Source organism: Larkinella ripae (genome assembly GCF_054780775.1).
Genome location: NZ_BAAGVR010000028.1, coordinates 917,388 through 941,465 on the forward strand (window position 1 = coordinate 917,388; position 24,078 = coordinate 941,465).

The 24,078-nt window shown below is 51.7% G+C and carries 17 protein-coding genes; 7 read left to right on the forward strand and 10 right to left on the reverse strand.

Annotated elements, in window-relative coordinates:
• Positions 1-19: 19 nt before the first annotated feature.
• Complete coding sequence (locus tag ACYVHX_RS25680) at positions 20-844, reverse strand: alpha/beta hydrolase (protein WP_460674556.1); 825 nt, start codon at positions 842-844, stop codon at positions 20-22.
• Between the two features lie 158 nt (positions 845-1,002).
• On the opposite strand from ACYVHX_RS25680, the gene ACYVHX_RS25685 reads away from it, so the two are divergent.
• The 5 genes from ACYVHX_RS25685 (at position 1,003) to ACYVHX_RS25705 (ending at position 6,293) form a co-directional block, all read left to right on the forward strand.
• Positions 1,003-1,707: an esterase family protein gene (locus ACYVHX_RS25685; RefSeq protein ID WP_460674557.1), complete on the forward strand. Its 705-nt coding sequence runs from the start codon at positions 1,003-1,005 to the stop codon at positions 1,705-1,707.
• Between the two features lie 246 nt (positions 1,708-1,953).
• On the forward strand, positions 1,954-3,066 hold the full coding sequence (locus ACYVHX_RS25690; RefSeq protein WP_460674558.1) for an ATP-grasp domain-containing protein: 1,113 nt from the start codon (positions 1,954-1,956) through the stop codon (positions 3,064-3,066).
• 29 nt (positions 3,067-3,095) lie between these two features.
• Entirely contained in the window at positions 3,096-4,196 is a 1,101-nt protein-coding gene (locus tag ACYVHX_RS25695) for a carboxylate-amine ligase (protein WP_460674559.1), read from the forward strand.
• A 56-nt stretch (positions 4,197-4,252) separates the two neighbouring features.
• A complete protein-coding gene (locus tag ACYVHX_RS25700; RefSeq protein ID WP_460674560.1) occupies positions 4,253-5,062 on the forward strand; it encodes a type 1 glutamine amidotransferase in 810 nt (269 codons plus the stop codon).
• A gap of 40 nt (positions 5,063-5,102) precedes the next feature.
• Complete coding sequence (locus ACYVHX_RS25705; RefSeq protein WP_460674561.1) at positions 5,103-6,293, forward strand: hypothetical protein; 1,191 nt, start codon at positions 5,103-5,105, stop codon at positions 6,291-6,293.
• Positions 6,294-6,369: 76 nt separating this feature from the next.
• Here the strand turns inward: ACYVHX_RS25705 and ACYVHX_RS25710 are convergent, their stop codons facing one another.
• The gene (locus ACYVHX_RS25710) at positions 6,370-7,269 is read right to left on the reverse strand and encodes a hypothetical protein (RefSeq protein ID WP_460674562.1); all 900 of its coding nucleotides are present in this window, start codon (positions 7,267-7,269) and stop codon (positions 6,370-6,372) included.
• 117 nt (positions 7,270-7,386) lie between these two features.
• Between ACYVHX_RS25710 and ACYVHX_RS25715 the strand changes: the two genes are divergently transcribed.
• Positions 7,387-8,556 (forward strand): aspartate aminotransferase family protein, encoded by a 1,170-nt coding sequence (locus ACYVHX_RS25715; RefSeq protein ID WP_460674707.1) that lies wholly within the window; start codon positions 7,387-7,389, stop codon positions 8,554-8,556.
• A gap of 53 nt (positions 8,557-8,609) precedes the next feature.
• Here the strand turns inward: ACYVHX_RS25715 and ACYVHX_RS25720 are convergent, their stop codons facing one another.
• Genes ACYVHX_RS25720 through ACYVHX_RS25730 form a run of 3 tightly spaced genes read right to left on the reverse strand, consistent with a single transcriptional unit; the run spans position 8,610 to position 13,738 of the window.
• Entirely contained in the window at positions 8,610-9,737 is a 1,128-nt protein-coding gene (locus tag ACYVHX_RS25720) for an efflux RND transporter periplasmic adaptor subunit (protein ID WP_460674563.1), read from the reverse strand.
• Positions 9,721-13,014, reverse strand: a complete 3,294-nt coding sequence (locus tag ACYVHX_RS25725; RefSeq protein ID WP_460674564.1) for an efflux RND transporter permease subunit — start codon at positions 13,012-13,014, stop codon at positions 9,721-9,723. The genes ACYVHX_RS25720 and ACYVHX_RS25725 overlap by 17 nt, the downstream gene beginning before the upstream one ends.
• 49 nt (positions 13,015-13,063) lie before the next feature.
• Positions 13,064-13,738 carry a FadR/GntR family transcriptional regulator gene (locus ACYVHX_RS25730; RefSeq protein WP_460674565.1) on the reverse strand — a complete coding sequence of 225 codons (675 nt, stop codon included), beginning with the start codon at positions 13,736-13,738 and terminating at the stop codon, positions 13,064-13,066.
• 596 nt (positions 13,739-14,334) lie between these two features.
• Between ACYVHX_RS25730 and ACYVHX_RS25735 the strand changes: the two genes are divergently transcribed.
• On the forward strand, positions 14,335-16,797 hold the full coding sequence (locus tag ACYVHX_RS25735; RefSeq protein ID WP_460674566.1) for a helix-turn-helix domain-containing protein: 2,463 nt from the start codon (positions 14,335-14,337) through the stop codon (positions 16,795-16,797).
• 86 nt (positions 16,798-16,883) lie between these two features.
• On the opposite strand, the gene ACYVHX_RS25740 is transcribed toward ACYVHX_RS25735, so the two are convergent.
• The 5 genes from ACYVHX_RS25740 to dnaE form a co-directional block, all read right to left on the reverse strand.
• Positions 16,884-19,073 (reverse strand): penicillin acylase family protein, encoded by a 2,190-nt coding sequence (locus ACYVHX_RS25740; RefSeq protein WP_460674567.1) that lies wholly within the window; start codon positions 19,071-19,073, stop codon positions 16,884-16,886.
• Between the two features lie 153 nt (positions 19,074-19,226).
• Positions 19,227-19,547 (reverse strand): thioredoxin, encoded by a 321-nt coding sequence (gene trxA, locus ACYVHX_RS25745; RefSeq protein WP_111628139.1) that lies wholly within the window; start codon positions 19,545-19,547, stop codon positions 19,227-19,229.
• Positions 19,548-19,614: 67 nt separating this feature from the next.
• Positions 19,615-19,860, reverse strand: coding sequence for a HepT-like ribonuclease domain-containing protein (locus tag ACYVHX_RS25750; RefSeq protein ID WP_460674568.1), 246 nt, complete (start codon positions 19,858-19,860; stop codon positions 19,615-19,617).
• A 104-nt stretch (positions 19,861-19,964) separates the two neighbouring features.
• Positions 19,965-20,276, reverse strand: coding sequence for a nucleotidyltransferase family protein (locus tag ACYVHX_RS25755; RefSeq protein ID WP_460674569.1), 312 nt, complete (start codon positions 20,274-20,276; stop codon positions 19,965-19,967).
• Between the two features lie 11 nt (positions 20,277-20,287).
• Complete coding sequence (gene dnaE / locus ACYVHX_RS25760) at positions 20,288-23,860, reverse strand: DNA polymerase III subunit alpha (protein ID WP_460674570.1); 3,573 nt, start codon at positions 23,858-23,860, stop codon at positions 20,288-20,290.
• Between the last annotated feature and the right edge of the window lie 218 nt (positions 23,861-24,078).

Consider the following 24,078-nt stretch of genomic DNA (forward strand, 5'->3'; position numbering starts at 1 on the left):
GAGTTGGCGGACGCCGGGTTCAGTGAAACGCCCAGGTCAGAAACTGCGGCATGATTTCGCCCCAGGTTTCGGGCTCGTGCCGGCCACCCGGCACTTCGACGTACTGAACCTCCCGGCCCCAGCGAAAGCCTTTGCGCTCCAGTTCCGCCACCAGATCAAGCGTATCGTCGATGGAATCGATCACCCCATCGTGGTCGCGGTCGTCGGTTTCGTCGAGCGTGCCGGTTTGCAACCAGAACTGCGCTTTTTTCGGTGGCCCGGTTTTTCGGACCTGGGCGTGCATGATCCGGTCGGCGTCCGAGTAGCCGTCATTAAGTCCCCTTTGCCGCCACCAGAATGAACCGGAGAAAACGCCCGCTTTCCGGAACAACGCCGGGTGGTTCCAGACCAGATCAAAAGCCGACAGACCGCCCAGCGAAAAACCGGCAAAAACCGCCTGCTCCGGATCGCTGGTCACCCGGTAATGCTTCTGGACGTAGGGCAGCAGTTCGTGCACCACAAAATCAGTGTACAAACCGGCTTTGGCGCCCCGGTGCAGGTAATCGGCCTGCGCGGCAACGCCATATTCCTGAATCCGGTCACCCGCGTGAATGGCCACCAGCACAAACGGCCGGATGGCCTGCCGGGCGTACAACGAGTCCAGACGCTGCACCATCCGCAACCGTTCCAGATCCTGACCGTCGTTCAGATACAAAACCGGCAGCGGCTGGCGGGCAGTTTCGTAGTTTTTTGGCAACACAATTTCCAACTGAACCGTCCGATTCAGATACACCGACACCAAACCCGTATCGATTCGGCTGACAACCCCTTCGGCAGCGGCAGAAATCATACTCAAGATACTCATCAGTAAATAGTTACAAACAAACCTCGTTCCATTCATTTTGAAAAGGCAGTCCAAATTTAATGGAATCGCAGAACCAAAATTACAAACTGTTTTCTTGGAAATTAGTAAATATGGTTATCTTTCCTCCTGAATCATCATCAAACAAACCGAACAATATTTTGCAGGAAGACTACAGAAAGTGGTATTCGCACCACCTGGGACGCGATATTGAAATGCTGGTTTACGGCAACTGGGGCTATCCGGTGCTGCTTTTTCCGACCACCATGGGCCGGTATTACGAAGCCAAAGATTTTAAACTGATCGAGTCCGCCCGCTGGTTTATTGAGAATCGGAAAATTAAATTGTATTGCATCGACAGCATCGACCGCGACAGCTGGTATGCCAAACACCTGCACCCTTCCGTCCGAATCCAAAACCACATGTGGTATGACCGGATGGTAAATGAGGAGCTGATTCCCTGGATTCAGCAGGAGTGTCACGTTGATAAAATTGCGGTGGGTGGTTGCAGTTTTGGCGGTTTTCAGGCTTTGAATTTCGCCTTCCGGCACCCCGAGCGCGTGGCCCACCTCTGGTCGATGGGCGCCAAATTCGACATCAAATCGTTCATGAACGGGTACTACGACGAGAATGTCTATTTTAACAATCCGCCCGATTACATCCCGAACGCCCACAACGACCAGTTTTACCAGATGAAAATCATTCTGGGCACCTCGGAACACGATTTCTGCAAACCGGAAAATTACCGGATGTCGGACATCCTGAACCACAAAGGCATTCACCACTGGCTCGATGTCCGGCCCTGGGGGGAACATGACTGGCCCGTCTGGCGGGAAATGTTTCCGCATTATTTGTCGACGGTTTGACGGGATACGGTTTACGGTATTCGGTTTTTGGTTCACGGTTTTCGGTTCACGGTTTTCGCTGGATGCCCTCCTAGGGATAGTTTCAAGCCGATCCTGAGGCATTCAATCCTGAAAACCGTAAACTGAAAACCGTAAACTGAGAACCGTAAACCGAAAACCGTATCCCAATTAAACAATTTTGGTCGAAATAGCTTTATCCACTCATTATTAAATCAATACCGCAGCCGTTAATCCAGTGTGATCTTTATGAAGAAAATTGGCATTCTTTTCGGACAGGAAAACTCGTTTCCGCAAGCTTTTGTGGACCGTATCAACAGTAAAAAAGAAAAAGACATTGTGGCCGAATTCGTGACGATCGATAAAGTCGTTCAGGGCGAAGCCACCGAATATGCGGTCATTATCGACCGGATTTCGCAGGATGTTCCTTTCTACCGGGCGTACCTCAAAAATGCAGCACTGACCGGTGCGGCCGTTATCAACAACCCGTTCTGGTGGAGCGCCGACGAGAAGTTTTTCAACAACTGTCTGGCAACCAAGCTCAACGTGCCGGTGCCGAATACGGTTTTGCTGCCCTCGAAAGAACGGCCCGACGATACGAATGAAAATTCGTTCCGGAATCTAAAAATGATGGATTGGGAGCTGATTTTCAAATACATCGGTTTTCCGGCGTACATGAAACCGCATTCGGGGGGCGGCTGGAAAAGTGTTTATAAAGTCTATAATTCCGACGACTTGTGGGAGAAGCTGGCCGAAACCGGTCAGTTGGTGATGATGTTGCAGGAAGAAATTGTTTTCGATGATTATTTTCGGTGCTACTGCATCGGCGGCACCGACGTCCGGATCATGCCCTACGAACCCCGCAACCCGCACCACCTGCGCTACGCGGCCGAACCGAAAACCGCCGGTGATGCCTACAAAAAATTGATGACCACAGTCAAAAATTACGTCATTGCCCTCAACCGAGCGCTCGGTTACGACTTTAATACCGTGGAATTTGCGGTGCGCGACGGCATTCCGTACGCCATTGATTTCTGCAACCCCGCGCCGGATGCCGACATTTATTCGGTGGGCCAGGAAAATTTTGACTGGGTGGTGGAAGCAGCCGCTACCATGGCCATCAACCGGGCGAAAGCGCAAAAACCAGGTGAAGACAACCTGACCTGGGGCTCCTACGTCCAGAGTTCGTCGCACGGGCGATTTTTTGTGCCGGAACTAACGCGCGGGGAAATCGTAGAAAAACCGGCGGCAAAGAAAGACCAAAAAGTGGCCGAAAAGCCGAAGAAGAAAGCCGATAGTGAAGCAGCCACAGCGGTGGAAGCGCCGAAAAAAAGTGCCAAAAAGGACAAAAAATCCAAATAACCGAATCTCATTCACCCCTATCCTGTTTCATGCCAGTTTTCACATTAGGAATCGAAGAAGAATTCCAGACCATCGATCCCGTCACCCGGGAACTGCGCTCGCACATGTCGAAAATTGTGGAGGGCGGTCAGATTCAGCTCCAGGAGCGCGTTAAAGCCGAGATGCATCAGGCGGTGGTGGAAGTAGGCACCAACATTTGCACCAACATCCACGAGGCCCGTGAGGAGGTAACGTACCTGCGCAAGATGGTTCTGGATCTGGCCAATAACCAGAACCTGAAAATCGCGGCCGCCGGAACCCACCCCATTTCCGACTGGCAGGATCAGCTCATCACCGATAACGAACGCTACGACAAACTCATTGATGAGATGCGCGACGTAGCCCGCTCGAACCTGATTTTCGGGCTCCACGTTCATGTCGGTATCGAAAACCGCAACGACGGACTGCACATCATGAACGCCGTGCGGTATTTTCTGCCCCACGTTTACGCCCTTTCGACCAACTCGCCGTTCTGGTGCGGTCGCAACACCGGTTTTAAATCGTACCGCTCGAAAGTGTTCGACAAGTTTCCAAGAACCGGTATTCCGGATTATTTTGCGTCGGCGGCCGAATACGACGATTACATCAACCTGCTGGTCAAAACCAACTGCATCGACAACGGCAAAAAAATCTGGTGGGACATCCGGCTGCACCCGTTTTTCAACACCATCGAGTTCCGGATCTGCGACGTTCCGATGCGGGTGGACGAAACCATCTGCCTGGCGGCCGTGATGCAGGCGCTGGTGGCCAAAATCCACAAACTGCACAGCCAGAACCTGAATTTTCGGCCCTACCGGAAAATCCTGATCAACGAAAACAAATGGCGGGCGGCCCGCTACGGCATCGAAGGCAAGCTGATCGACTTTGGCAAACAGGAGGAAGTTCCCTACCACACCCTGGCGCAGGAATTGCTTGAATTCATCGACGATGTGGTGGACGAACTGGGGAGCCGCAAGGAAATCGAGTACGTAAAAACCATCCTGGAAATGGGCACCGGCGCCGACCGGCAACTGGCGGTTTTTCGCCAAACGAATGATTTAAAACGGGTTGTCGATTACATTGTGGAGGAAACTTCTCACGGTCTGACGTAGTTATCCAGTAGACGAGCTGTCGTCCATTGCATCAACTGTAGCTTTGAACTTACCCAATGGAATCAATGAAAGTGGCCGTTCTGGACTTGTACAACAACGTTCCGAACGAAGGGATGCGCTGTATTCTGCAACTGATCCGGAATATCGGCGAAAAAGAAAATCTGGAATTGACGCATACGGTTTTTGACGTGCGCGGCAAAAATGAGGTACCCGGTCTGGATTACGACATCTATATTTCAAGCGGTGGCCCGGGCAGTCCGCTGCCCAGCGACGAACCCTGGGAAGCGCCCTATTTTCGGCTAATTGACCAGATTTTTGCGTTTAACCGCGCCCAGGAGCAAAAAAAATATTTATTTCTGATCTGTCATTCGTTTCAACTGGTTTCACGGCATTTAGGCATTGGCACCGTTAGCAAACGCAATTCACCCTCGTTCGGCATTTTTCCGATGCACAAAACCGACTCGGGCCAGACGGATCCGTTGTTTCAGGATCTGCCCGATCCCTTTTTTGCGGTCGATTCGCGGGATTACCAACTGACCAAGCCCAACTGGAAGCGGATCAGGGAGCTGGATGCCAGGGTGTTGTGTCTTGAAAAAATCCGGCCCCACGTTCAGTACGAGCGGGCGATCATGGCCGTCCGGTTTACGGACGAGGTTTTCGGAACGCAGTTTCACCCGGAAGCCGATGGCGAAGGAATGCTGCGGTATTTTATGAAAGACGAGAAAAAACAGCAAATTATCGACAATCACGGGGAAGCGAAATACAACGAAATGGTGGCTTCGCTTCAGGACCCGCAGAAAATCAGGCTTACCGAATCGGTCCTGATACCCGGTTTTCTAGGTCAAACCAGTGTGGTAAAACTTTAACCGGCACACGGTTTTTCAAAACCGTGTGCCGCCCCTTCCTATGATTGAATCTGTTCGTCAGGCCTACAATCAGGCATTCAGCCCGGAAAAATACCGGGCTTTTTTGGATCAAATTCAACGCGATTATCCCGGTAAACTGGATTTTCGGGTGGCCGAAACCCCGGTTTTTGTTCCGAGAACGTTGAAAAACCGCCTGGTAGACGCCTGCGAATCAATCATCGACACCTTGACGCTGGATAACTTTAAAGAGCTCTCGGAAGCGGCCATTCCGCCCCACCAGCGGGTTCCCAATGAAAATGATCACGCGTCTTTTCTGGCAATTGACTTTGCGATCTGCAAAGATGAAACCGGCAATTTGCTTCCCCAATTAATTGAATTACAGGGTTTTCCGTCCATATTCGGATTTCAGTCGTATCTCTCGGCCAATTTCCGCCGGCATTTTCCGATTCCGGACGGTTTTAGCCACCTGTTTAACGTTGATTCGGACGAAACCTACCGCCAGCACCTGCGCCGGCTCATTGTGGGGACCGAGCAACCGGAGCAGGTGATCCTGCTGGAAATCTATCCGGAAAAGCAGAAAACCCGGCTTGATTTTGCGATCACGCACGACATGCTGGGCATCGAGGCCGTTTGCCTGACCAGAATTCAGAAAGAAGGCCGTCAGCTTTTTTACGAGAAAAACGGTCAGCGGTACCCCATCAAACGCATTTACAACCGGCTGATCTTCGATGAGCTGGACCAGTACCCGGAGTTAAAAACCGCCTTTTCGCTAACCGACGATGTGGATGTGGAATGGATTGGGCACCCGAACTGGTTTTTTCGCATCAGCAAGCACACCTTGCCGCTGCTCAACAGCCCGTACGTGCCGGAAAGCTATTACCTCAATACGCTCGAAAGATACCCGGACGATCTGGAAAACTACGTTTTGAAACCGCTCTTTTCATTTGCCGGTAGCGGGGTCAAACTGAGCATCACGAAGGAAGATCTGGACGCGATTCCGGATAAACAGAATTACCTGCTGCAACGGAAAGTTAACTACGAACCCGTCATCCAGTCGCCGGACGGGCTGGTAAAGTGCGAAATCCGGATGTTATATATCTGGCACGAAAAAGATCCGCGTCCCACATTATTAACGAATCTGGCGCGCCTGAGCCGCGGGGCAATGATCGGCGTCAATTTCAACAAAGACTATGACTGGGTTGGCGGTACGGTTTGCTTTTTTGAAGAATAGGCACAATCGGTGAGCCTGGACACAAAAGTTTGAATATTCTCTTTTGTCCTTTGGCTCACCGATCGGGTCGGCCTTTTCACTTTCCAATCCGGACCATATAGCTCAGATACGGCAGTGGGCTGGGACGGATCAAACCGTTGTTGCTGTAAATCGGCATTAAAAGCGCCGTATCAAACGCATGCCGACGCCGGTTAAACCGCAAACCCGCAGACGTTAAACCGGTCAGGTACGTATACTGCGGTTCAATGGCTTCCCCGATCAGGATGTTATTCTGGCTGATGAACGTCAAATCCGGTGTGAGTTTCTGAACGTACCCGATGGTTACGACACCCGACGACGCGAGACCCTGGTGCGAAAACGTGACGCCCGCGCCAACGGTGATGTTGCGCTCCGCATTGCCGACCGTTACCAGTCCCTGCGCCAAACCGATTCGTGTTAACAGACGTTCGTTCAGCCGGATACCGATGTACTGAATGTTCAGCGCAATCTGGCTGCGGGGCGTTATCCGGGTGCCGACTTTGGTGGAGAACGTGTGAAAATTCTGCGGACTCAGGGTCTGAAACGTGGTGCCCACGCTCCAGTGCTTGGTTAACCCAACATCCAGGCGGCTAAACAACACATAACTGCTTTGGAAGTACAGGCTCTTTTTTTCGGCGGAATAAGCGGTCGGCATAAAAAACAGCCGGAACGGAAAACCGTTCGGATAGTCGGGGCCACTCCCCAGGGTGCCGCCGACCAGATCGGCCCGGACAATATCGTTCGCCGGCAACAACCGGTCGCCCTCTTTCTTGGTTCGAATCAGATACGACGCGCTGTCCCGCCGAACAAACTGTCCGCGAATGCTAGTGCCATTCTTCAGCACAAAATCGTAGGTTCCGGGAATGTGGGATTGACCGGGTTCATAGTAGACATCCTGCGCCTTCGCCCCTGAAACCATCAACATTCCCAGAAAAATAAGCAGGTAAAATAGCTTCATAGGCAGGCAAAATTGTCCAATTACGAAAGGTAATAAACAAACCGATTTCGCCCAACTGTTTAATCTGTGTATTTTTGTACCGGCTAATAACTATTTCGCTTGACTACCAACCCACTCCTGACGCATCGGCAGCTTTTTTTCCAGCACGTTGCCCAAACTTCCGACTTCCCGCTGGCTCTTGAAATTGATCGCGCCGAAGGCGTTTACCTGTACGGCAGAGGAAGCCGGTACCTGGATCTGATTTCCGGCATCGGCGTGAGTAACGTCGGCCATCGGCATCCCCGGGTGCTGGCCGCCATTCAGGAGCAGCTCGACAAGTACCTGCACCTGATGGTGTACGGCGAATTTGTGCAGTCTCCGCAGGTCGAACTGGCGCAGGCGCTGGCGCAAACCCTTCCGGAGCCTCTGACGAACGTTTATTTCACCAATTCGGGCACCGAGGCTATTGAGGGTACCATGAAACTGGCGAAGCGGTATACAAACCGGTCGGAAATTATTTCGTGCTTTAACGCCTACCACGGCGCGACGCAGGGCGCCCTATCGCTGTCGGGAAGTGAGAATTTCAAGCGGAATTTTCGCCCGCTGCTGCCCGGCATCCGCCACATTCAGCACGGCGACTGGCAGCACTTGGACCGGATCACCAACCAAACGGCCGCCGTGATTATGGAAGTGGTGCAGGGCGAAGCAGGCGTTCGCGTGCCGGAAACCGCTTATCTTCAGGCGGTTCGGCAGCGTTGCACGGAAGTGGGCGCGTTGCTGGTGTTCGACGAAATTCAGACCGGTTTTGGCCGTACCGGAACGTTCTGGGCGTTTGAAGACTTTGGCATCGTTCCGGATGTGGTGGTTTGTGCCAAAGGCATGGGGGGCGGAATGCCCATTGGTGCATTCATCAGTTCGCCCGAGATCATGGGCGTGTTTAAATCCAATCCGATTCTGGGCCACATTACCACGTTCGGCGGCCACCCGGTTTGCTCGGCGGCCTCCCTGGCCACCCTGCGCGTCATCCGGGATGAAAACTTGGCGGCTCAAGCCGAAGCCAAAGGGCAGTTATTCCGGCAATTGCTGGTGCACCCGGCCATCCGGGAGGTGCGGGGAAAAGGTTTGATGCTCGCGGCCGAGTTCGACTCGTTTGAGGTCCTGAAACCGGTCATTGACCGGGCCATTGGCGGGGGGGTCATCACGGACTGGTTCCTTTTCTGTGATAACTCCATGCGGATTGCTCCGCCTTTGATTATCACCGACGAACAAATCCGGGAAGCCTGTGCGGTTATTTTGAATGCAATTTAAGGTAAGTAATTTGGGCTGTTTGAGATCGGCACTTCCACTCAGCGCGTACAACTTTACGAAGACAGTTTCACGGCGCGAACGGGCGACCCATTACGCACTTCTTCCGTTGCCGTGGTCATGATCTGATCGCCCTCTTTCACCTCGCCAAATACCTCGACCTTGTCGCCATCTTCCAGCCCTTTCTGAATGGGTACCCATTCCGCTTTCCGGTTGACCACCTTCACGACAAAAACGCCAACTGAGGAATTGATGATGGCTGATTTGGGCACTACAAACGTCGTATTTTTGGTTGGCAGCGGAATGGTCACCTCGGCAATCATGCCCGGCAACAGCTTCCGGTCGCTGTTCGTTACGTCCACTTCGGTTCGTTCGGAACGCAGCCGTTTGTCCAGCGATCCGGCCAACCGTTTCACTTTACCACTGAATTTTTTGTCCGGAAAGGCTTTTACCGTAAAACTGACGTCATCATTCTGATCCACATACCCGGTGTACGCTTCCGGAACGGCTACCACCAGCCGCAAGCGTTTCTGCTCGGCCAGGACAAAAAGCGGCAGTTCCGAGCCTTTGCCCGACGGGCCAACGTAGGCGCCGGTGCTCACATTCCGCAAACTGATGATGCCGCTGAACGGGGCCCGGATTTCGAGGTATTTCCGCATGTCGGCTACTTCGCGGTAGGCCGCTTTGGCCGCTTCCAGTTGCGCAAAATCGGATTGTTTCTTGGCCAGCGTTTGCTCAATCATCGACTGGGCCACGGTTCCGGGTGTTTTGGCCGCGTCCAGGTACCGGTCGTAGTTGGATTTGCTGGCAATGTAGAGGGCTTCCTGCGACTTCAGCCGCGATTCGGCGGCCGACAGCTGGGCGTTCAGTTCGGGCGCTTCGGCCAATGCCAATAGCTGACCTTCTTTCACTTCCGTGCCCACGTCGGCGTGAATGGATTTGATAAAACCGGTCACCCGGGCGTAAATATCCACATCGCGGAAGGCCACCAGTTCACCGGGAATCTGCAAATTCGACGACAACGTTCCTTTTTGAAGCGCAAATACTTCAGTCGGTTCGGGCTCTTCCGCAACGGCAGCGGTTTCGGTTTTCCCCTCTGAAGAGTGACAACTATTCAGCACCGCAACGAGCAAAAAACCGATACCAACAGACTGTAGTAAGGGATTCTTAATTAACTGATTCATATACGCCGGATATATAATGTTTACTTTCTTTATCCTCAGGGTCTAACGAAACCGACTGTACCGATGCACTGCCCTGCACCCAGGCAAAAACAAGGGGCAAAATGTGCAGAGCGGCAAACGTGGAAGCGATCAGCCCACCAATCACGGCGCGGCCGAGCGGGGCGGTTTGCGATCCGCCCTCGCCGAAGCCCAGGGCCATCGGTAACATCCCGACCACCATCGCCACGCTGGTCATCAGAATGGGCCGCAACCGCAACGAAGCCGATTCCTTGGCCGCCAACAGGGCGTTGTGGTTTTTCATCCGCAGTTGTTCGGCGTTGGTCACCAGCAAAACCGCATTGGAAATGGACACCCCCACCGACATGATCATGCCCATGTACGATTGCAGATTCAGCGTCGATCCCGTCAGCAGCAGGAGCGCCAGCGATCCCGCCAAAACCGCCGGAACCGTACAGAGCACCACAAGGGAAACTTTAAATGACTGGAAATTAGCGGCCAGCATCAAGAAAATCACGATAATGGCCGTTAACAAACCGGTTTGCAGGCTATCCAGCGTTTCGGTCAACACCTGCGTAAGACCCCGGGTTTCGATGGTCAAACCGCGCGGCAGTTCGCCCAGATCAGCAATGGCCTTTTTCACGTCATTGGTAGCCGTACCCAGATCCATATCGTTCAGGTTGGCGGTAACCGACAAAACCGGCACCGCGCCAATGTTGTCGTTTTCGCCGTAAGTTCTTTCCTTTTTTATGGTCGCCACGTCGCTCAAAACCGGCCGGTTGCTGTTGGGTAACACCGGAATTTCCCCAAGGTCACTGATGTTCTTCATCTGGTTTTCGGGAATCTGAACCTGAACGCTGTACATCTGGGCACTTTTGGGATCAATCCAGACGCTTTTTTCCGTAAACCGGGACGACGACGTTGACGCCGTCAAGGAACGTGAAATCGCCGATACATCCGTTCCCAACTGGGCCGCCCGCACCCGGTCAATCTCAATGGAAATGGCCGGATAATTAACCGCCTGACCAACCTGCACATCGCGCAGATACGGAATCTGTTTTAATTTGGCAATGACCTTGTTGGCGTACTCCTCATTCTGTGGTTTATTCTTGCCAATTACCTTTACTTCAACGGGCGTCGGCGAACCCTGACTCAAAATCTTATCGGTCAATTCAATCGGTTCAAACGAGAGTTTTATGTTCGGCAGTGCCGCCTTCATTTTGTTCCGGTATTGATCTTTTAGTTGATCCAGGTCGGCATCAAAACCGTGTTTTAAACTCACCTGGAGAACCCCTTCGTGCGGCCCCGCCATGAACAGATAAATCGGGCTGGTCGAAAATTGGGAGCCATGCATCCCCACCATTGCCGAGGTAATGTCGACGTTTTCTTTCCCGACCAACTGGTGCAAAACGTCAATAGCCTTTACCATCGTGGTTTCGGTTTTTTCCAGGCGGGTTCCGTCCGGAGCCCGCAGTCTGACCTGAAACTGACCGCCATTGACCCGCGGCAGTACATCCCGGCCGATCATCGTCAGGAACAAAACCGTGCTGCCGATGGCCACGACGAAATACCCGAGGGTAATCAGCTTTTTATGCGGAATGGTCCACTCAATAAACTGAATAAACGCAATCCGTAGCCGCTCGAATACCCCGATCTTTCCGTCGTTGTTCAGGTCAGCGTGGCTGACTACCGGTGTTTTCCCATTTACTGATTTGCCGTTGGAACTTGCGCCGTTTCCGTTTAATTCTCCGGATTTATGAGTTACTATTTCGGGTTTCGACGCTTTGCCACTGGCTTTGTGGGCGTGGCTTTTCATCAACCAGTTGGCCAAAACCGGCACCAGGGTCTGCGCCATGATATAGGACGTAATCATGGAGAAGGCAATGGCCAGGGAGAGCGGTAAAAACAGCGCCCCCGGAATGCCCTTCATCGTAAAAGCCGGGGCAAAAACCGCCAGAATACAGAATAAAATCAGAAGTTTTGAAAACGCGATTTCTTTACAGGCGTCCCAGATCGCGAGGGCTTTCGGTTTGCCCATATCGAAATGCTGGTGAATATTTTCAATCGTAACCGTTGATTCATCCACCAGAATACCGATCGCCAGCGACAGACCGCTCAACGTCATAATGTTGATGGTCTGGCCGAATAACGATAGAAATAAAACGCCGGAAATGATACAGATCGGGATGGTGATAATTACGATTAGGGCCCCGCGTGGATCACCCAGAAAAAGCAGGACCATCAGACCGGTCAAAATCGCCCCAATGACTCCTTCGGTGATCAGACTTTCGACCGAATTGATGACATAAACCGACTGGTCAAATTCGTACGACAACTTAACATCTTCGGGTAGTAACGACTGAAACCGGGGCAACTCTTTTTTCAGATTCTGAACCACTTCCCAGGTCGAGGCATCGGCTGATTTGGTGATCGGCAAATACACGGACCGCCGGCCGTTCACCAACACGTAGCCCGACGTAATGTCGGCGCCATCTTCCACTTTAGCAACATCCCGCAGGTACAAATTCTGCACCGAACCGGTATAAATCGGGATGTTTTCAAAATCTTTGACATTTTTAATCGTCGTATTGGCCGGGGTAAAATAATTCAAATCCCCCACCCGCACATTTCCCGCCGGAGTAGCCTGATTATTGACCCGCAAAGCCGCCACCAGTTGATCGGGTGTGAGGTTGTGCGAACGCAGCAGCGCGGGATCGGCTTTGATAACAATCGTCCGCGAGTTTCCACCAAACGGCGCGGGGGCAACCAGCCCGGGAATAGAACTAAAACCGGCCCGTACATAGACGTTGGCCATGTCCTGCAACTCGTTATTCGTTCGAATGGGGCTACTCAACACCAATTGCCCGACCGGTAGCGTCGAGGCATCAAACCGTAAAATGAACGGTGGCTGCGATCCGGGCGGAAAAATGGCCTGCGCCCGGTTGGTATACGACGACACTTCAGCAGCCGCCTGGGCCATGTTCGTCCCTTCGTAAAACGATAATTTGATGAGCGTAAGACCCTGAATATTTCGGGTTTCGATGCTTTTCACCCCCGAAACATACAAGAGGAGATTGACATATTGCTTGCCGAAAAAAGACTCCATCTGGTTGGGCGTGAACCCGCCAAAGGGGTGGGAAATGTAAATAACCGGCAAATCCAGATTCGGGAAAATATCGATCTTAATGGTGCGGACCGCACCCACTCCAAAGTAAAATAGCCCCGCTACCAGCACCAGAACAGTAATGGGTTTGCGCAAGGCTGAACGGATTAATTCCATAACGTGATATCCGGTTTTTAATGGGTTCGATTACGGGGCAGGCAACGGGCTACTGAATTTGTCCCGTGATCTTGGCCGCCCAGTACCAGGCTTTTTTAGGATCGCGGTCGGCTACACTTTGCAGCAATGAAGTGTGCATACTTTGTTTGCTGAGCAAGGTTTCGGTCGTAATGAAAACCTCCATAAAGGATTTCTTCATTTTGTCAGCAATAATTTTGTACAAATCCGCCAGCACCTCATTTTTGGACGCCATTGCCAGCCGGATGTGAAACTGAATGTCGGCTTCAATGCAGGCTTCCGGCTTATTTCGCAGAGCAGCTTCGTGGCGTTTTTTCAGAAAAACCGTCATCACCTCGATGTCTTCCTGCGTCCGGTTGAGGGCGGCTTTTTCGGCAATTTTCAGTTCCAGCAATTGCCGCACTTCGTTTACTTCATCGCCCTCGGCCCGCGAAAGGCTTTGGTGAAACGGCTCAACGCTGTTCTGCTGAGCCTGCACAAAGGTCCCCAGTCCCTGCTGAACCCGAATCAGCCCTTTGTTGGCCAGAATCCGAATGGCTTCCCGAATCGTGGAGCGCCCGACCCCCAATTGCTGCATCAGTTCAGGCTCGGAAGGCAGCTTTGCCCCAATGGAATAACGGCCCGACAAAATTTGCTGTTGCAGTTTATTGACCACCACATCCGCCAGACTTTCGCGCTTGATTTGAACAATTTCTGTAGTCATCATATCATCTGATGAGTAAAGATAACAGAGTTTATCCGCATATGCGTAAAGCAGTCAAAATTTATATTTATTTTATTAATGATTCGAAGGCAGTAGAGTTCTCACGCAGTGGTGTTGAATTATTTTTATTTTAAAAGACAACCAATTAACCGGTGTCTTTAATTCATTCGATAATGGAAAACCGGTATTGGTCAAAAACCGCAACCTCCTTCACTCCTGCTGCCAGCATTTGTGACATCCTTTTTATTCTTTTTTCGATCAGCAAGCACGGTTCATTCCGAAAACTTTCTTCTTGCTGGCGATCCAGATTTATAGCTAAATCACTCCGATTTACACGCGCAACTCAAGTCGTTCACCAGGCTCGGAAGAGACCAGCCGTACGTCCTATTGTCGGCAAAATTCGGATGGGTAATCGTTCGTACAAATTAAGGAAACACTTTTCGGCATTGCTTTATGCAACGGTTCGGGTTCATGCGCTTGCAGATTCATCTGGCTCACGACCGTTTCTTTTCGTATCTTGATTTGTTTTTCCAAATCGAACGGAATTGCCAAAAAAACCGTATCCAATTACGGATTCTTGTATACTCATTGTTTCTGCTATGTCCACCCTTGTTAACGAAAAGCTTCAACTGGCTCACGACTTCATTCTGCATACCAACCGGAATGTGTTTCTGACGGGAAAAGCCGGAACGGGTAAAACAACGTTTCTTCATCAGGTCAAACACCAATCTTCCAAGCGGCTGGCGGTGGTTGCGCCGACGGGTGTAGCCGCCATCAATGCCGGTGGGGTTACGATTCACTCCCTGTTTCAGCTGCCGTTCGGGCCGCTGGTGCCGGGTGCCCTCAACCGGGAAACCCGGAAATTTACCCGGGAGAAAATCAATCTGCTCCGGACGCTCGACCTTCTGATTGTGGACGAAATCAGTATGGTGCGCGCCGACGTGCTCGACGGAATCGATGCGGTTTTGCGCCGGTTTCGCCACCGCCCCGAGCCCTTCGGCGGAGTGCAGTTGTTGTTGATTGGGGACATGCAGCAATTGCCGCCGATCATCCGGGATGAAGACTGGGCCTTGCTGAGATCGCAGTACGAAACCGGGTATTTTTTCGGTAGCCAGGCGCTCCAAAAAACAACGTACATTTCCATTGAGCTGGACCATATTTACCGACAGGCCGACCAGCGGTTTATTGAGATCCTGAACAGCGTACGGGAAAAACGGATTACGCGCGCCCAACTGGACACCTTAAACCAGCGGCACATCCCTCATTTTGCGCCCGACGACGAAGACGGGTACATTACCTTATCAACCCACAACCAGGCCGCCCTGCAAATCAACAGTCAGAAACTTCAGTCGCTGAGCGCCAGACTGCACACGTTCGAAGCCACGATTGAAGGGGAGTTTCCGGCACACGCTTATCCTACGGAAGCCAGTCTGGAGCTGAAAGTGGGCGCACAGGTGATGTTTAACAAGAACGATCTGTCCCGCGATAAACTGTTTTACAACGGCAAAATCGGGCAAATCACCGACATTGACGACGATGTAATTTATGTTAAATGCCCCAACGACCTGGACACGCTGGCCGTCAGTCCGATGGAATGGGTGAACGTTCGCTATTCGCTGGACCCGCAAACCAACGAAATCAAGGAGGAACCGATCGGCAAATTTGTGCAGTATCCCCTGAAACTGGCCTGGGCCATTACCATCCACAAAAGCCAGGGGCTGACGTTCGAAAAAGCCATCATTGATGCCGCGTCGGCTTTCGCCCACGGTCAGGTTTACGTTGCCCTAAGCCGGTGCAAAACGCTGGATGGTTTGGTCTTGCGGGAACCGATTCCGTCCCACAGCATCAAAACCGAGCTTTTGCTTGAAGCATTTCACGAACAGGTACAACAGCAAACGCCCGACGAGCAGGAACTGTGGCATTCAAAACAGCAGAATCAGGAATCGTTGGTGCTGGATCTGTTTTCCTTTGACCGAATCGACTACCTGCTCAACAAGTACCGGCGGCTGGTGGGCGAACATTCCGCCAGTCTCGACGAAGGACTCGAACCGACTCTGAGGCAAATCCACACGGTTTTTCGCGAAAAAGGCCAGGAAGTTAACCAGCGGTTTCGGCAGCAGCTCCTCTCCTATTTTGCCGAAAGTTTACTGCCCGAAGAAAATCAGCGTTTGCAGGAGCGGGTCAAAAAGGCCAGCGCCTACTACAAAGAATTGATCGGCAGCGAGTTGATTCCGTCGCTGGAAAGTTGCCCGACGGAAACGGATAACAAGCAGGTCAGGGATGCGGTGCGCGAAACCGCGGATGAACTCGGCAAAGAGCTGTTCGTAAAACTGCGGTGCTTTGAAACGGGCCTGACCGGTTTTGAAGCGCTGTCGTACTTGAAAATCCGCAATCATGCCGAATTGGAATTCCAATTCAGTCGGAAAAAAGAAAACCGCAAAACCGGCGAATCGGCCGAAAACGGCGGAAAAAATCCTTCCGGTTTGTATAAAGCTCTGGAAAAATGGCGCGACGATCTGGCGGGCGAAAACGATACCGAAGGCTACATGATCCTGCCCCGAAAAACCATTCTGGAACTGACCCGCATTCGTCCACTGACACCGGAAGAGTTGCTGACCGTCAAGGGTTTTGGTAAAACAAAAGTCAAAATGATTGGCGATGAGGTACTGGCCATTATTCAAGCCCATTCGGAGGATCAAGCGCCAACCAAAGTGGCAGCGCCAACGCCTGCTGCGAAGGAAAAACCGCCAAAAACGCCTTCACCCAACCTGAGTTTAGCGCTGTTTCGGGAGGGAAAAACCGTAGCCGAGATTGCGCAGGAGCGAAACATTACGGCTTCAACGGTGGAAGGACACCTGGTCCAATTCGTCAGCACCGGCCAGATCGCCGTTCACGAGTTGATGCCGGCCGAAAAAGCGAAGACGATTCGGGCCTATTTAGAAAAACATATGCCCAAAACCCTGACGGAAGCCAAAACCGGTCTGGGTGATGCGGTTTCGTACAGTGAAATCCGACTGGTCTACAGCTCCATTCTGGCGGGCGATGATGCGAATGCGGAATGAATGCTTCGGGCGGTTTTTTAGGATTCATCCGTTCTCATGGGATTACTTTGTGTAATCGGGCAATGCCCCAGTCGCGTTCCTGCTCCTTATTGGCCAGGCTGATAGGTTTTGGCGGCATGTTGCTGGACCTCTTCGGGGTAAAACCAGATTTCTTTAAATTTCCCGGCACTGAACAACGCAGCCTGGTCGTTGAAATGCGGAGAAGCCGGATCGCTGCTGTGTCCGCCGTTGACCACCGTGCGCGCCTTGACGCGGTCACCAAACTCGACCACGGCCACGAAGCTGTTGCCCACGTACCCGTACCGTTTTTTGGTATTGGGGTAGGTTCGTGCCCCGAATGACGCCAGCGATCCCCAGGTGGAGGGTGTAAATGCCACCGGAAAGCTCGGCTTGGTATCATCGAAAGTCTCCTGAATTTTGCCGGTCAATCGCTGAAACCGGTTGATTTCGCCCCAGGCGGTTTTCCAGGTTCCGAAATCCCGGTTTAACTCTTCAATCACTTCCGCCAGCAGCGCCACTTTTTCCGCTGCGGTTGTTTTTTCGATGACAAAAACCGTAAACGTCTGGAAATCAAACGGCTGATCGGGCGAAAACCGGGTTCGGGCCAGGCGCTGAATTTTCTCGCCCCAATGCACTGCCAGGGTCGTCGCCACCGAATTCACGCCGTAGGTTCTGTCCCACAATCGCAGAATTGCAATGGCTTCGGCAACGGACTGGCGTTGCGCTTCCGCCGGGTTGCCGACGGTTTCGTAGGCTTTCACCAGCGCCGGAATCAAATCGTCAAAACCGGGCAAATGCGGATCGTTGGCGGCAGCAATCAAAGTATCCAGCGTAAAATCGGATTTTTTACTCAGGGTCCGAACGGCATTGATGCCCCGATAATTCTCGCCGTCGGGCGCCATGTATGCGGGAAACCGGGCTCGGTCTGGACTATCGGCCCCCGAAACCGTAAACGGCGTTGAGTTGCAATTCTGAATCCAGCCCGGAGCGGGGTTTTTCACCTGCACAATTTCGTCAATGCTGTGTAACCCTTTCCAGTCGGTCTCCAGGTCACTACCGTCCACGGGATTGTTCCAGTCGAATTTTGGATTTCGCTTCGGGATGAAATTACCGTGCCAATACGCAATGGTGCCTTTCCGGTCGGCGTAAACCGTGTTGTTGGTCGCATTCCCGTTCAGCTTCATAACCTTTTTATAGCTCTCGTAATCCTTCGCTTTCGTCCGCCGATACGACTGGGCCAGGGCGTTTACCGGGTCATTCATCATGCTGATGGTGATCCACTTTTCGCCCACCTGACCCGCCACGGGGCCGTGGTGCGTGCGGTACAGCGTAAATTCCCGGTATTGAACACCGCTGGCGGTTTTGTATGGAAATTTGAGGGTCTCAGCCTGCACGGGTTTCCACGCGTTGCCGTGTTTGTAATAATAGGTTCCATCCCGTTTCTCCACCGTTTCCAGGTATTCGTCCACCGAATCGGCATTGCCGGACGTGTGCATCCAGCCGCAATTTTCGTTAAAACCCTGATACACAAAAAATTGCCCCCAGGTAACGGCTCCGTACGCATTCAGCCCTTTTCTGCTAACCATGTGCACCTCCGACCGAAAATAGAAGGACGTGTGCGGATTAATCAGCAGCATGGCATTTTTGCCGGCGGTTTTGGAGGGCGCAATGGCAAAACCGTTCGAGCCCGTGGGCTCCCGCTCGTGTTTTTCAAAATCGTACCGTTCGGCCGACCATTTCGAATTCGTATAGAACGCCTTGATCCGATCCTTAGAAATTACGCTGATGTTGCCACCAATGCTGCCTTCGCTGAACATCAGGGGCATCCAGGGCTGAAACCGGGTCAGCAAGCGCGGTTTAACGTTCGGATGCGTATGGAGAAAGTAGTTCGTGCCATCGGCAAAAGCATCCATCAGCTCCCGCATCCAGCCCGGGGATTTTTTGTACAGGGCAATGGCCTGCGTGGTGTCCATGAAAAGCCGGGCGCGAATGTCGTGGTACAAAGCCTCTTCGCCCTCCACTTCGGCCAGTCGACCGATGGCGTCGATGTAATTCTCTTCCACGCGCGCAAAATCATCTTCGCATTGGGTGTATAAAAGTCCAAAAACCACGTCGGCATCGGTTTTTCCGTAAATGTGCGGGATGTCCCAGGTGTCACGGGTAATGGTGATGGCTTTTGCCCGTTTTTGCCAGCGGGCAATTTCGTCGGTCGAAAAGGATTGAGCGATTCCTGAAAGAGTGGCAAACAACAAAAGCAGCAGGAAAACGTGTTTCATCGGTTGGGAGGGATCCGGTTGTACGGAAAGATAGATTAAAAGACAAAACCGGACAAGTTTCCTAGGCACCTTCCTGCCACATCACCGCCAAATAAAAACAAAAAAGCCCGGCTTTTCAGCCCGGCTTTCCTGCATTTGTTGAGTAAACCGTTCTTACAACTGCGCGACCAATTTTTGCTCCAGAACGGCTTTGGGAACTGCACCAATCACTTTATCAACCATTTTACCGTTTTTAAACACCATCAGCGTCGGAATGCTGCGGATGCCGAACTGGGCCGGAACCTGCGCGTTCATGTCCACGTCCATTTTCGCCACAACGGCTTTGCCTTCGTATTCACCGGCCAGTTGTTCCACAACGGGTCCGATCATCTTACAGGGTCCACACCATTCGGCCCAAAAATCCACTAACACAGGAATATCCGAATTGATTATTTCTGCAAAGTTAGCGTCGGTTATTTCAATTGCTTTTGCCATGACTAGTATCTCGATTTTATCTATTTGAACTCATCTGTACGTACAATGTTTTGGACGAAAAAAAAGTTCAAACCGTATGCTCATTCCAATCATTGAGTAATTGAACAATTTCAGCATTCAAAACAGGAAGATGCTTAATGACAATTGACCACACAACGGTATCATTGACGGCATCATAAGCATGAATAATCCGGTTACGCGTATCCACAATCCGACTGGCATTGGATATCGCTAATGTTGGTGCCAAGCGAAGGGCACTGTTGGTTGCTTCACCAATAATTTCCAGTTCGCGTTCGACTGCCCTTCGCAGCATTTTGTTGTTCTAATATACGTTGAACGAGCGATTATCTGCCAGGTAGCTGTCGATTGATTCGATCGATATTACTATATCAATCAGGGATTTACGCACCTATCCACTCATTCCAGAATCGGGATTTTGATGCGGTTTACGGAATATATAAAATACGGATTTTGGAGCGTTGCCTCTTCAACCAGTTCAACCGGCCGACCCAACAAGGTTTCCAGTTCTTCAGCTAGTTCAAAGTAATTATCGGCGTAATCTTCGATTGCAATCTTGTTTTGGTCGAAACTGAGCAACAAATCAATATCGCTTTCTGGTGAAAAATGATCTGTACAGGCGGAGCCAAATGCATACAGTCTTCTCACGCGGTGTCGAATTGCAATTTTCCTGATTGATTCCAGATTGCTGGTCAGAATGGATGCTAACATTAGTTCGGTTATTAATTCAATCGGTAGTCCACCCCGTCCATGGCATCCAGGGCTTTGAGTAATTCGTTGACGGGCGTAATTTTAAAAGGCCGCGACAGCATACTGACATTCATCCCATCTTCCTGGTCGGTCACCTTAAGGACCAGGTTGCACGAACCCGGATAGCCTTTGATCAAATCCGTAATCCGGGTCACAAACTCGTTGTTAATCAAGTTCAGATCCAGTTGAACGCAGAGCTCCTTGCTGTATTTCGTCCGCACGTCGGTCAGCAACTGGATGAAATTCGGGCGAAATTCAAAGGTATCGGAGTTCCAGCGGTTTTGCAGTTTTCCTTTCACGTGCAGAAACAGCCCTTCTTCAATGTAATTGCCCATCCGCACGTAATCTTCCCCGAACAAACTCATTTCGACGGTTCCATTGTAATCTTCCAGCTTGAAAATCACGAATGGGTTGCCATTTTTCGATTGCCGAAGCTGTTTGCTCGTCACGATGCCCCCCACGGTAATTTCCTTGCCCTGATTCACTTCGTCAAATAACCGGTCAAGCGTACAGGTACAAAAACTTTCCAGTTCAATCCGGAATTCATCCAGGGGGTGGCCGGAAATGTAAAACCCAACGACATCTTTCTCAAATTTCAGCCGTTCAATTTCACCCCAGAGCGGAACAATCGGCGCTTTCGGGCGCGGCAACGAAGGCTCCCCACCGATGCCACCGAACAGCGATTGCTGGGAAGCCGATTTCTCGGCGTGGTAGTTGTTGGCGTATTTGGTCAGTTTTTCAATGAACGCGCCGTTCTCCCCCACAGGAATATCGAAATACTGCGCCCGGTGAAAATCGTCGATGTTGTCGAACGCTCCGGCGTAGGCCAGCGATTCAAGCGTTTTCTTGTTGACCGTCCGCAGGTTAATCCGAATCACAAAATCGAACACGTCCTTGTACGGCCCGCCCTTTTTGCGCTCCTCAATGATGGATTCAACGGCGGCATCGCCGGTTCCCTTGATGGCACCCAATCCAAACCGGATTTCGCCTTTCTGGTTGACCCCGAAAAACCGCTCCGACTCGTTCACATCCGGCCCCAATACCGGAATACCAATGGCTTTACATTCCTCCATAAAGAAGGTAATTTTCTCAATGTTGCCCAAGCAGCTCGTCAAAACAGCCGCCATGTATTCCGACTTGTAATGCGTTTTCAGGAAAGCCGTCTGGTAGGCCACAAAGGCATAACAGGTCGAGTGGGATTTGTTGAAGGCGTAGGACGCAAAGGCTTCCCAGTCGGTCCAGACCTTCTCGCAGGTTTTGATAGTCAACTTATTAGCTGCGCAACCATCGATAAACTTGCCTTTCATTTTATCGAGCGTGGCGCGGTCTTTTTTCCCCATCGCCTTCCGCAGCACGTCAGCGTCGCCTTTGGTAAAATTGCCCAGCTTCTGCGAAAGCAGCATCAACTGTTCCTGGTACACCGTAATGCCGTATGTATCAGCCAGATACTCTTCCATTTCGGGCAAATCATACTTAACCTCTTCCCGACCATGCTTCCGGTTGATAAAGTTCGGAATGTAAGCAATCGGGCCGGGCCGGTACAGGGCGTTCATGGCAATCAGGTCCTCGAAGCGGTCGGGCTTGAGGTCCTTCATGTACTTTTTCATCCCGTCGGATTCGAACTGGAAGATGGCGTTCGTTTCCCCGCGCTGGAAGAGTTTATAGGTGTCCTCATCGTCCAGCGGAATGTCATCGATGTCGGTTTCAACGCCGTTGATGAAAAAACCGCCGTGGTTTTGCCGGATGAGCCGCAGGCATTCCTTGATGATGGTCAGGTTTCGCAGACCCAGGAAGTCCATCTTGATAACGCCTGCGTCCTCAATGACTTTCCCTTCGTACTGCGTAATGATCAGGTCCGATTCTTTGGAAGTCGAAACCGGCACGATGTTCGAGAGGTCTTCCGGCGCAATGATGATCCCGGCCGCGTGAATCCCCGTATTCCGGATGTTCCCTTCCAGCTTCCGGGCCTGTTTCAGCACTTTCGCCTGCAAATCGTTTCCGGATTCGATCTGCCGCATTCGCTTCACATTCTCGACTTCCTCCGGCTGGATCATCTGCCCCAACGTATCAATCGAATCCTCAAAAATCTTTTTGAGGGTCATGTTGTAAGTTGGTTTATCGGGCACGAGTTTCGCCAGTGCGTTCGACTCCGGCAGCGGCAATTCCATCACGCGGGCCACGTCCTTGATGGCCGATTTGGCCGCCATCGTACCGTAAGTAACAATCTGGGCCACCTGCTGCTTGCCGTATTTCTTCACCACGTAATCGATCACCTTCTGGCGGCCTTCATCGTCAAAATCCGTATCAATATCGGGCATGGACTTCCGGTCGGGGTTCAAAAACCGCTCGAACAGCAGGTTGTACTTGATGGGGTCGATGTTGGTGATGCCGATGCAATAGGCCACCGCCGATCCAGCCGCCGAACCCCGGCCCGGACCCACCATTACGCCCAGGTCGCGCCCGGCCTTGATGAAGTCGGAAACGATCAGGAAGTAACCGGCAAAGCCCATCTGGCGAATGACACCCAGCTCAAACCGCAGCCGTTCGTCGGCTTCCGGCGTCAACACCCGGTAGCGTTGCTTAGCGCCTTCAAACGTCAGAAATTCAAGGTAATCGTCCTGGGAGGCAAAACCGTCGGGAATCACGAAGTTCGGCAGCAGAATATCCCGCTTCAGCTTCAGCGTTTCTATCTTATCGACAATCTCGTTGGTGTTGTCAATGGCTTCCGGCAAATCCCGGAAGAGCGTCGACATCTCCTGGGTATTTTTGAAGTAAAACTGGTCGCTGAAAAACGCAAACCGGGTTCCCTTTTTAAAACCCTCTTCATCGTTGAATTCCTTCTCGGAAGGCGTACTCAGCTTTTCGTTCGTGTTGACGCACAGCAAAATATCGTGCGCGACCCAGTCTTCCCGATCCACATAATGGGAGTCGTTGGACGCGATGATCTTCACGTTGTATTTGCGGGCAAGCCGCACGAGCACTTCGTTGACCTTGATCTGGTCGGGAATCTCGTGGCGCTGTAATTCGACGTAATAATCTTCGCCAAACCGGTCGAGCCACCACTGAAACTCTTTCTCCCCGGCTTCCTCGCCTTTTTTCAGAATCGTTTTCGGCACCGACGCTCCAATGCAGCAGGTGGACGCAATCAGACCTTCCTTGTGCTGGTCGATCAATTCTTTGGTGATGCGGGGGTATTTCCCGTATAACCCCTCCATGTAACCCAGCGAGCAGAGTTTAATCAGGTTTTTATAACCCGTCGGATTCTTCGCCAGCAGCAGCTGGTGGTAGCGAATGTCCTTCTGTTCTTTGGTAAACTGCTTTTTGGTGTGATCTTCCACCACGTAAAACTCGCAGCCAACCACCGGTTTGATGCCCTGTTTGGCGGCTTCGGCCACAAACTCAAACACCCCGAACATGTTGCCGTGGTCGGTGATGGCGACGGCGGGCATGTTATCGGCTTTGGCCTTCTTAATCAGCTTCTTGATCTCAGCCTGCCCGTCGAGCAGCGAGTATTGCGTATGGCAGTGGAGGTGGGAAAATTGCATTGGTTCTTGTTTTCGGGAAGAATTCTTAAGCTAAAAATAAAGCTTTCGGGCGAGCTTCTTTCGATTTAGCCGGAGAATATTTACGCAATCCTGGTTGTCAGCGACTTAAAAAATACGCGTTGAATTCCACAAATTCTGCCCATTCCATTGCCCAAAATTTCCCAAATAACGTTTCACCTACCTGTGATTTCAACGCCGAAATTCCCACACCGGTCAAC

Bases quoted from the DNA above. Each gene is read 5' to 3' on its own strand.
- ACYVHX_RS25680 (WP_460674556.1), bottom strand. From the start codon at position 844: ATGAGTATCTTGAGTATGATTTCTGCCGCTGCCGAAGGGGTTGTCAGC.
- ACYVHX_RS25690 (WP_460674558.1), top strand. From the start codon at position 1,954: ATGAAGAAAATTGGCATTCTTTTCGGACAGGAAAACTCGTTTCCGCAA.
- ACYVHX_RS25695 (WP_460674559.1), top strand. From the start codon at position 3,096: ATGCCAGTTTTCACATTAGGAATCGAAGAAGAATTCCAGACCATCGAT.
- ACYVHX_RS25700 (WP_460674560.1), top strand. From the start codon at position 4,253: ATGGAATCAATGAAAGTGGCCGTTCTGGACTTGTACAACAACGTTCCG.
- ACYVHX_RS25705 (WP_460674561.1), top strand. From the start codon at position 5,103: ATGATTGAATCTGTTCGTCAGGCCTACAATCAGGCATTCAGCCCGGAA.
- ACYVHX_RS25710 (WP_460674562.1), bottom strand. From the start codon at position 7,269: ATGAAGCTATTTTACCTGCTTATTTTTCTGGGAATGTTGATGGTTTCA.
- ACYVHX_RS25720 (WP_460674563.1), bottom strand. From the start codon at position 9,737: ATGAATCAGTTAATTAAGAATCCCTTACTACAGTCTGTTGGTATCGGT.
- ACYVHX_RS25725 (WP_460674564.1), bottom strand. From the start codon at position 13,014: ATGGAATTAATCCGTTCAGCCTTGCGCAAACCCATTACTGTTCTGGTG.
- ACYVHX_RS25730 (WP_460674565.1), bottom strand. From the start codon at position 13,738: ATGATGACTACAGAAATTGTTCAAATCAAGCGCGAAAGTCTGGCGGAT.
- ACYVHX_RS25735 (WP_460674566.1), top strand. From the start codon at position 14,335: ATGTCCACCCTTGTTAACGAAAAGCTTCAACTGGCTCACGACTTCATT.
- ACYVHX_RS25740 (WP_460674567.1), bottom strand. From the start codon at position 19,073: ATGAAACACGTTTTCCTGCTGCTTTTGTTGTTTGCCACTCTTTCAGGA.
- trxA (WP_111628139.1), bottom strand. From the start codon at position 19,547: ATGGCAAAAGCAATTGAAATAACCGACGCTAACTTTGCAGAAATAATC.
- ACYVHX_RS25750 (WP_460674568.1), bottom strand. From the start codon at position 19,860: ATGCTGCGAAGGGCAGTCGAACGCGAACTGGAAATTATTGGTGAAGCA.
- ACYVHX_RS25755 (WP_460674569.1), bottom strand. From the start codon at position 20,276: ATGTTAGCATCCATTCTGACCAGCAATCTGGAATCAATCAGGAAAATT.
- dnaE (WP_460674570.1), bottom strand. From the start codon at position 23,860: ATGCAATTTTCCCACCTCCACTGCCATACGCAATACTCGCTGCTCGAC.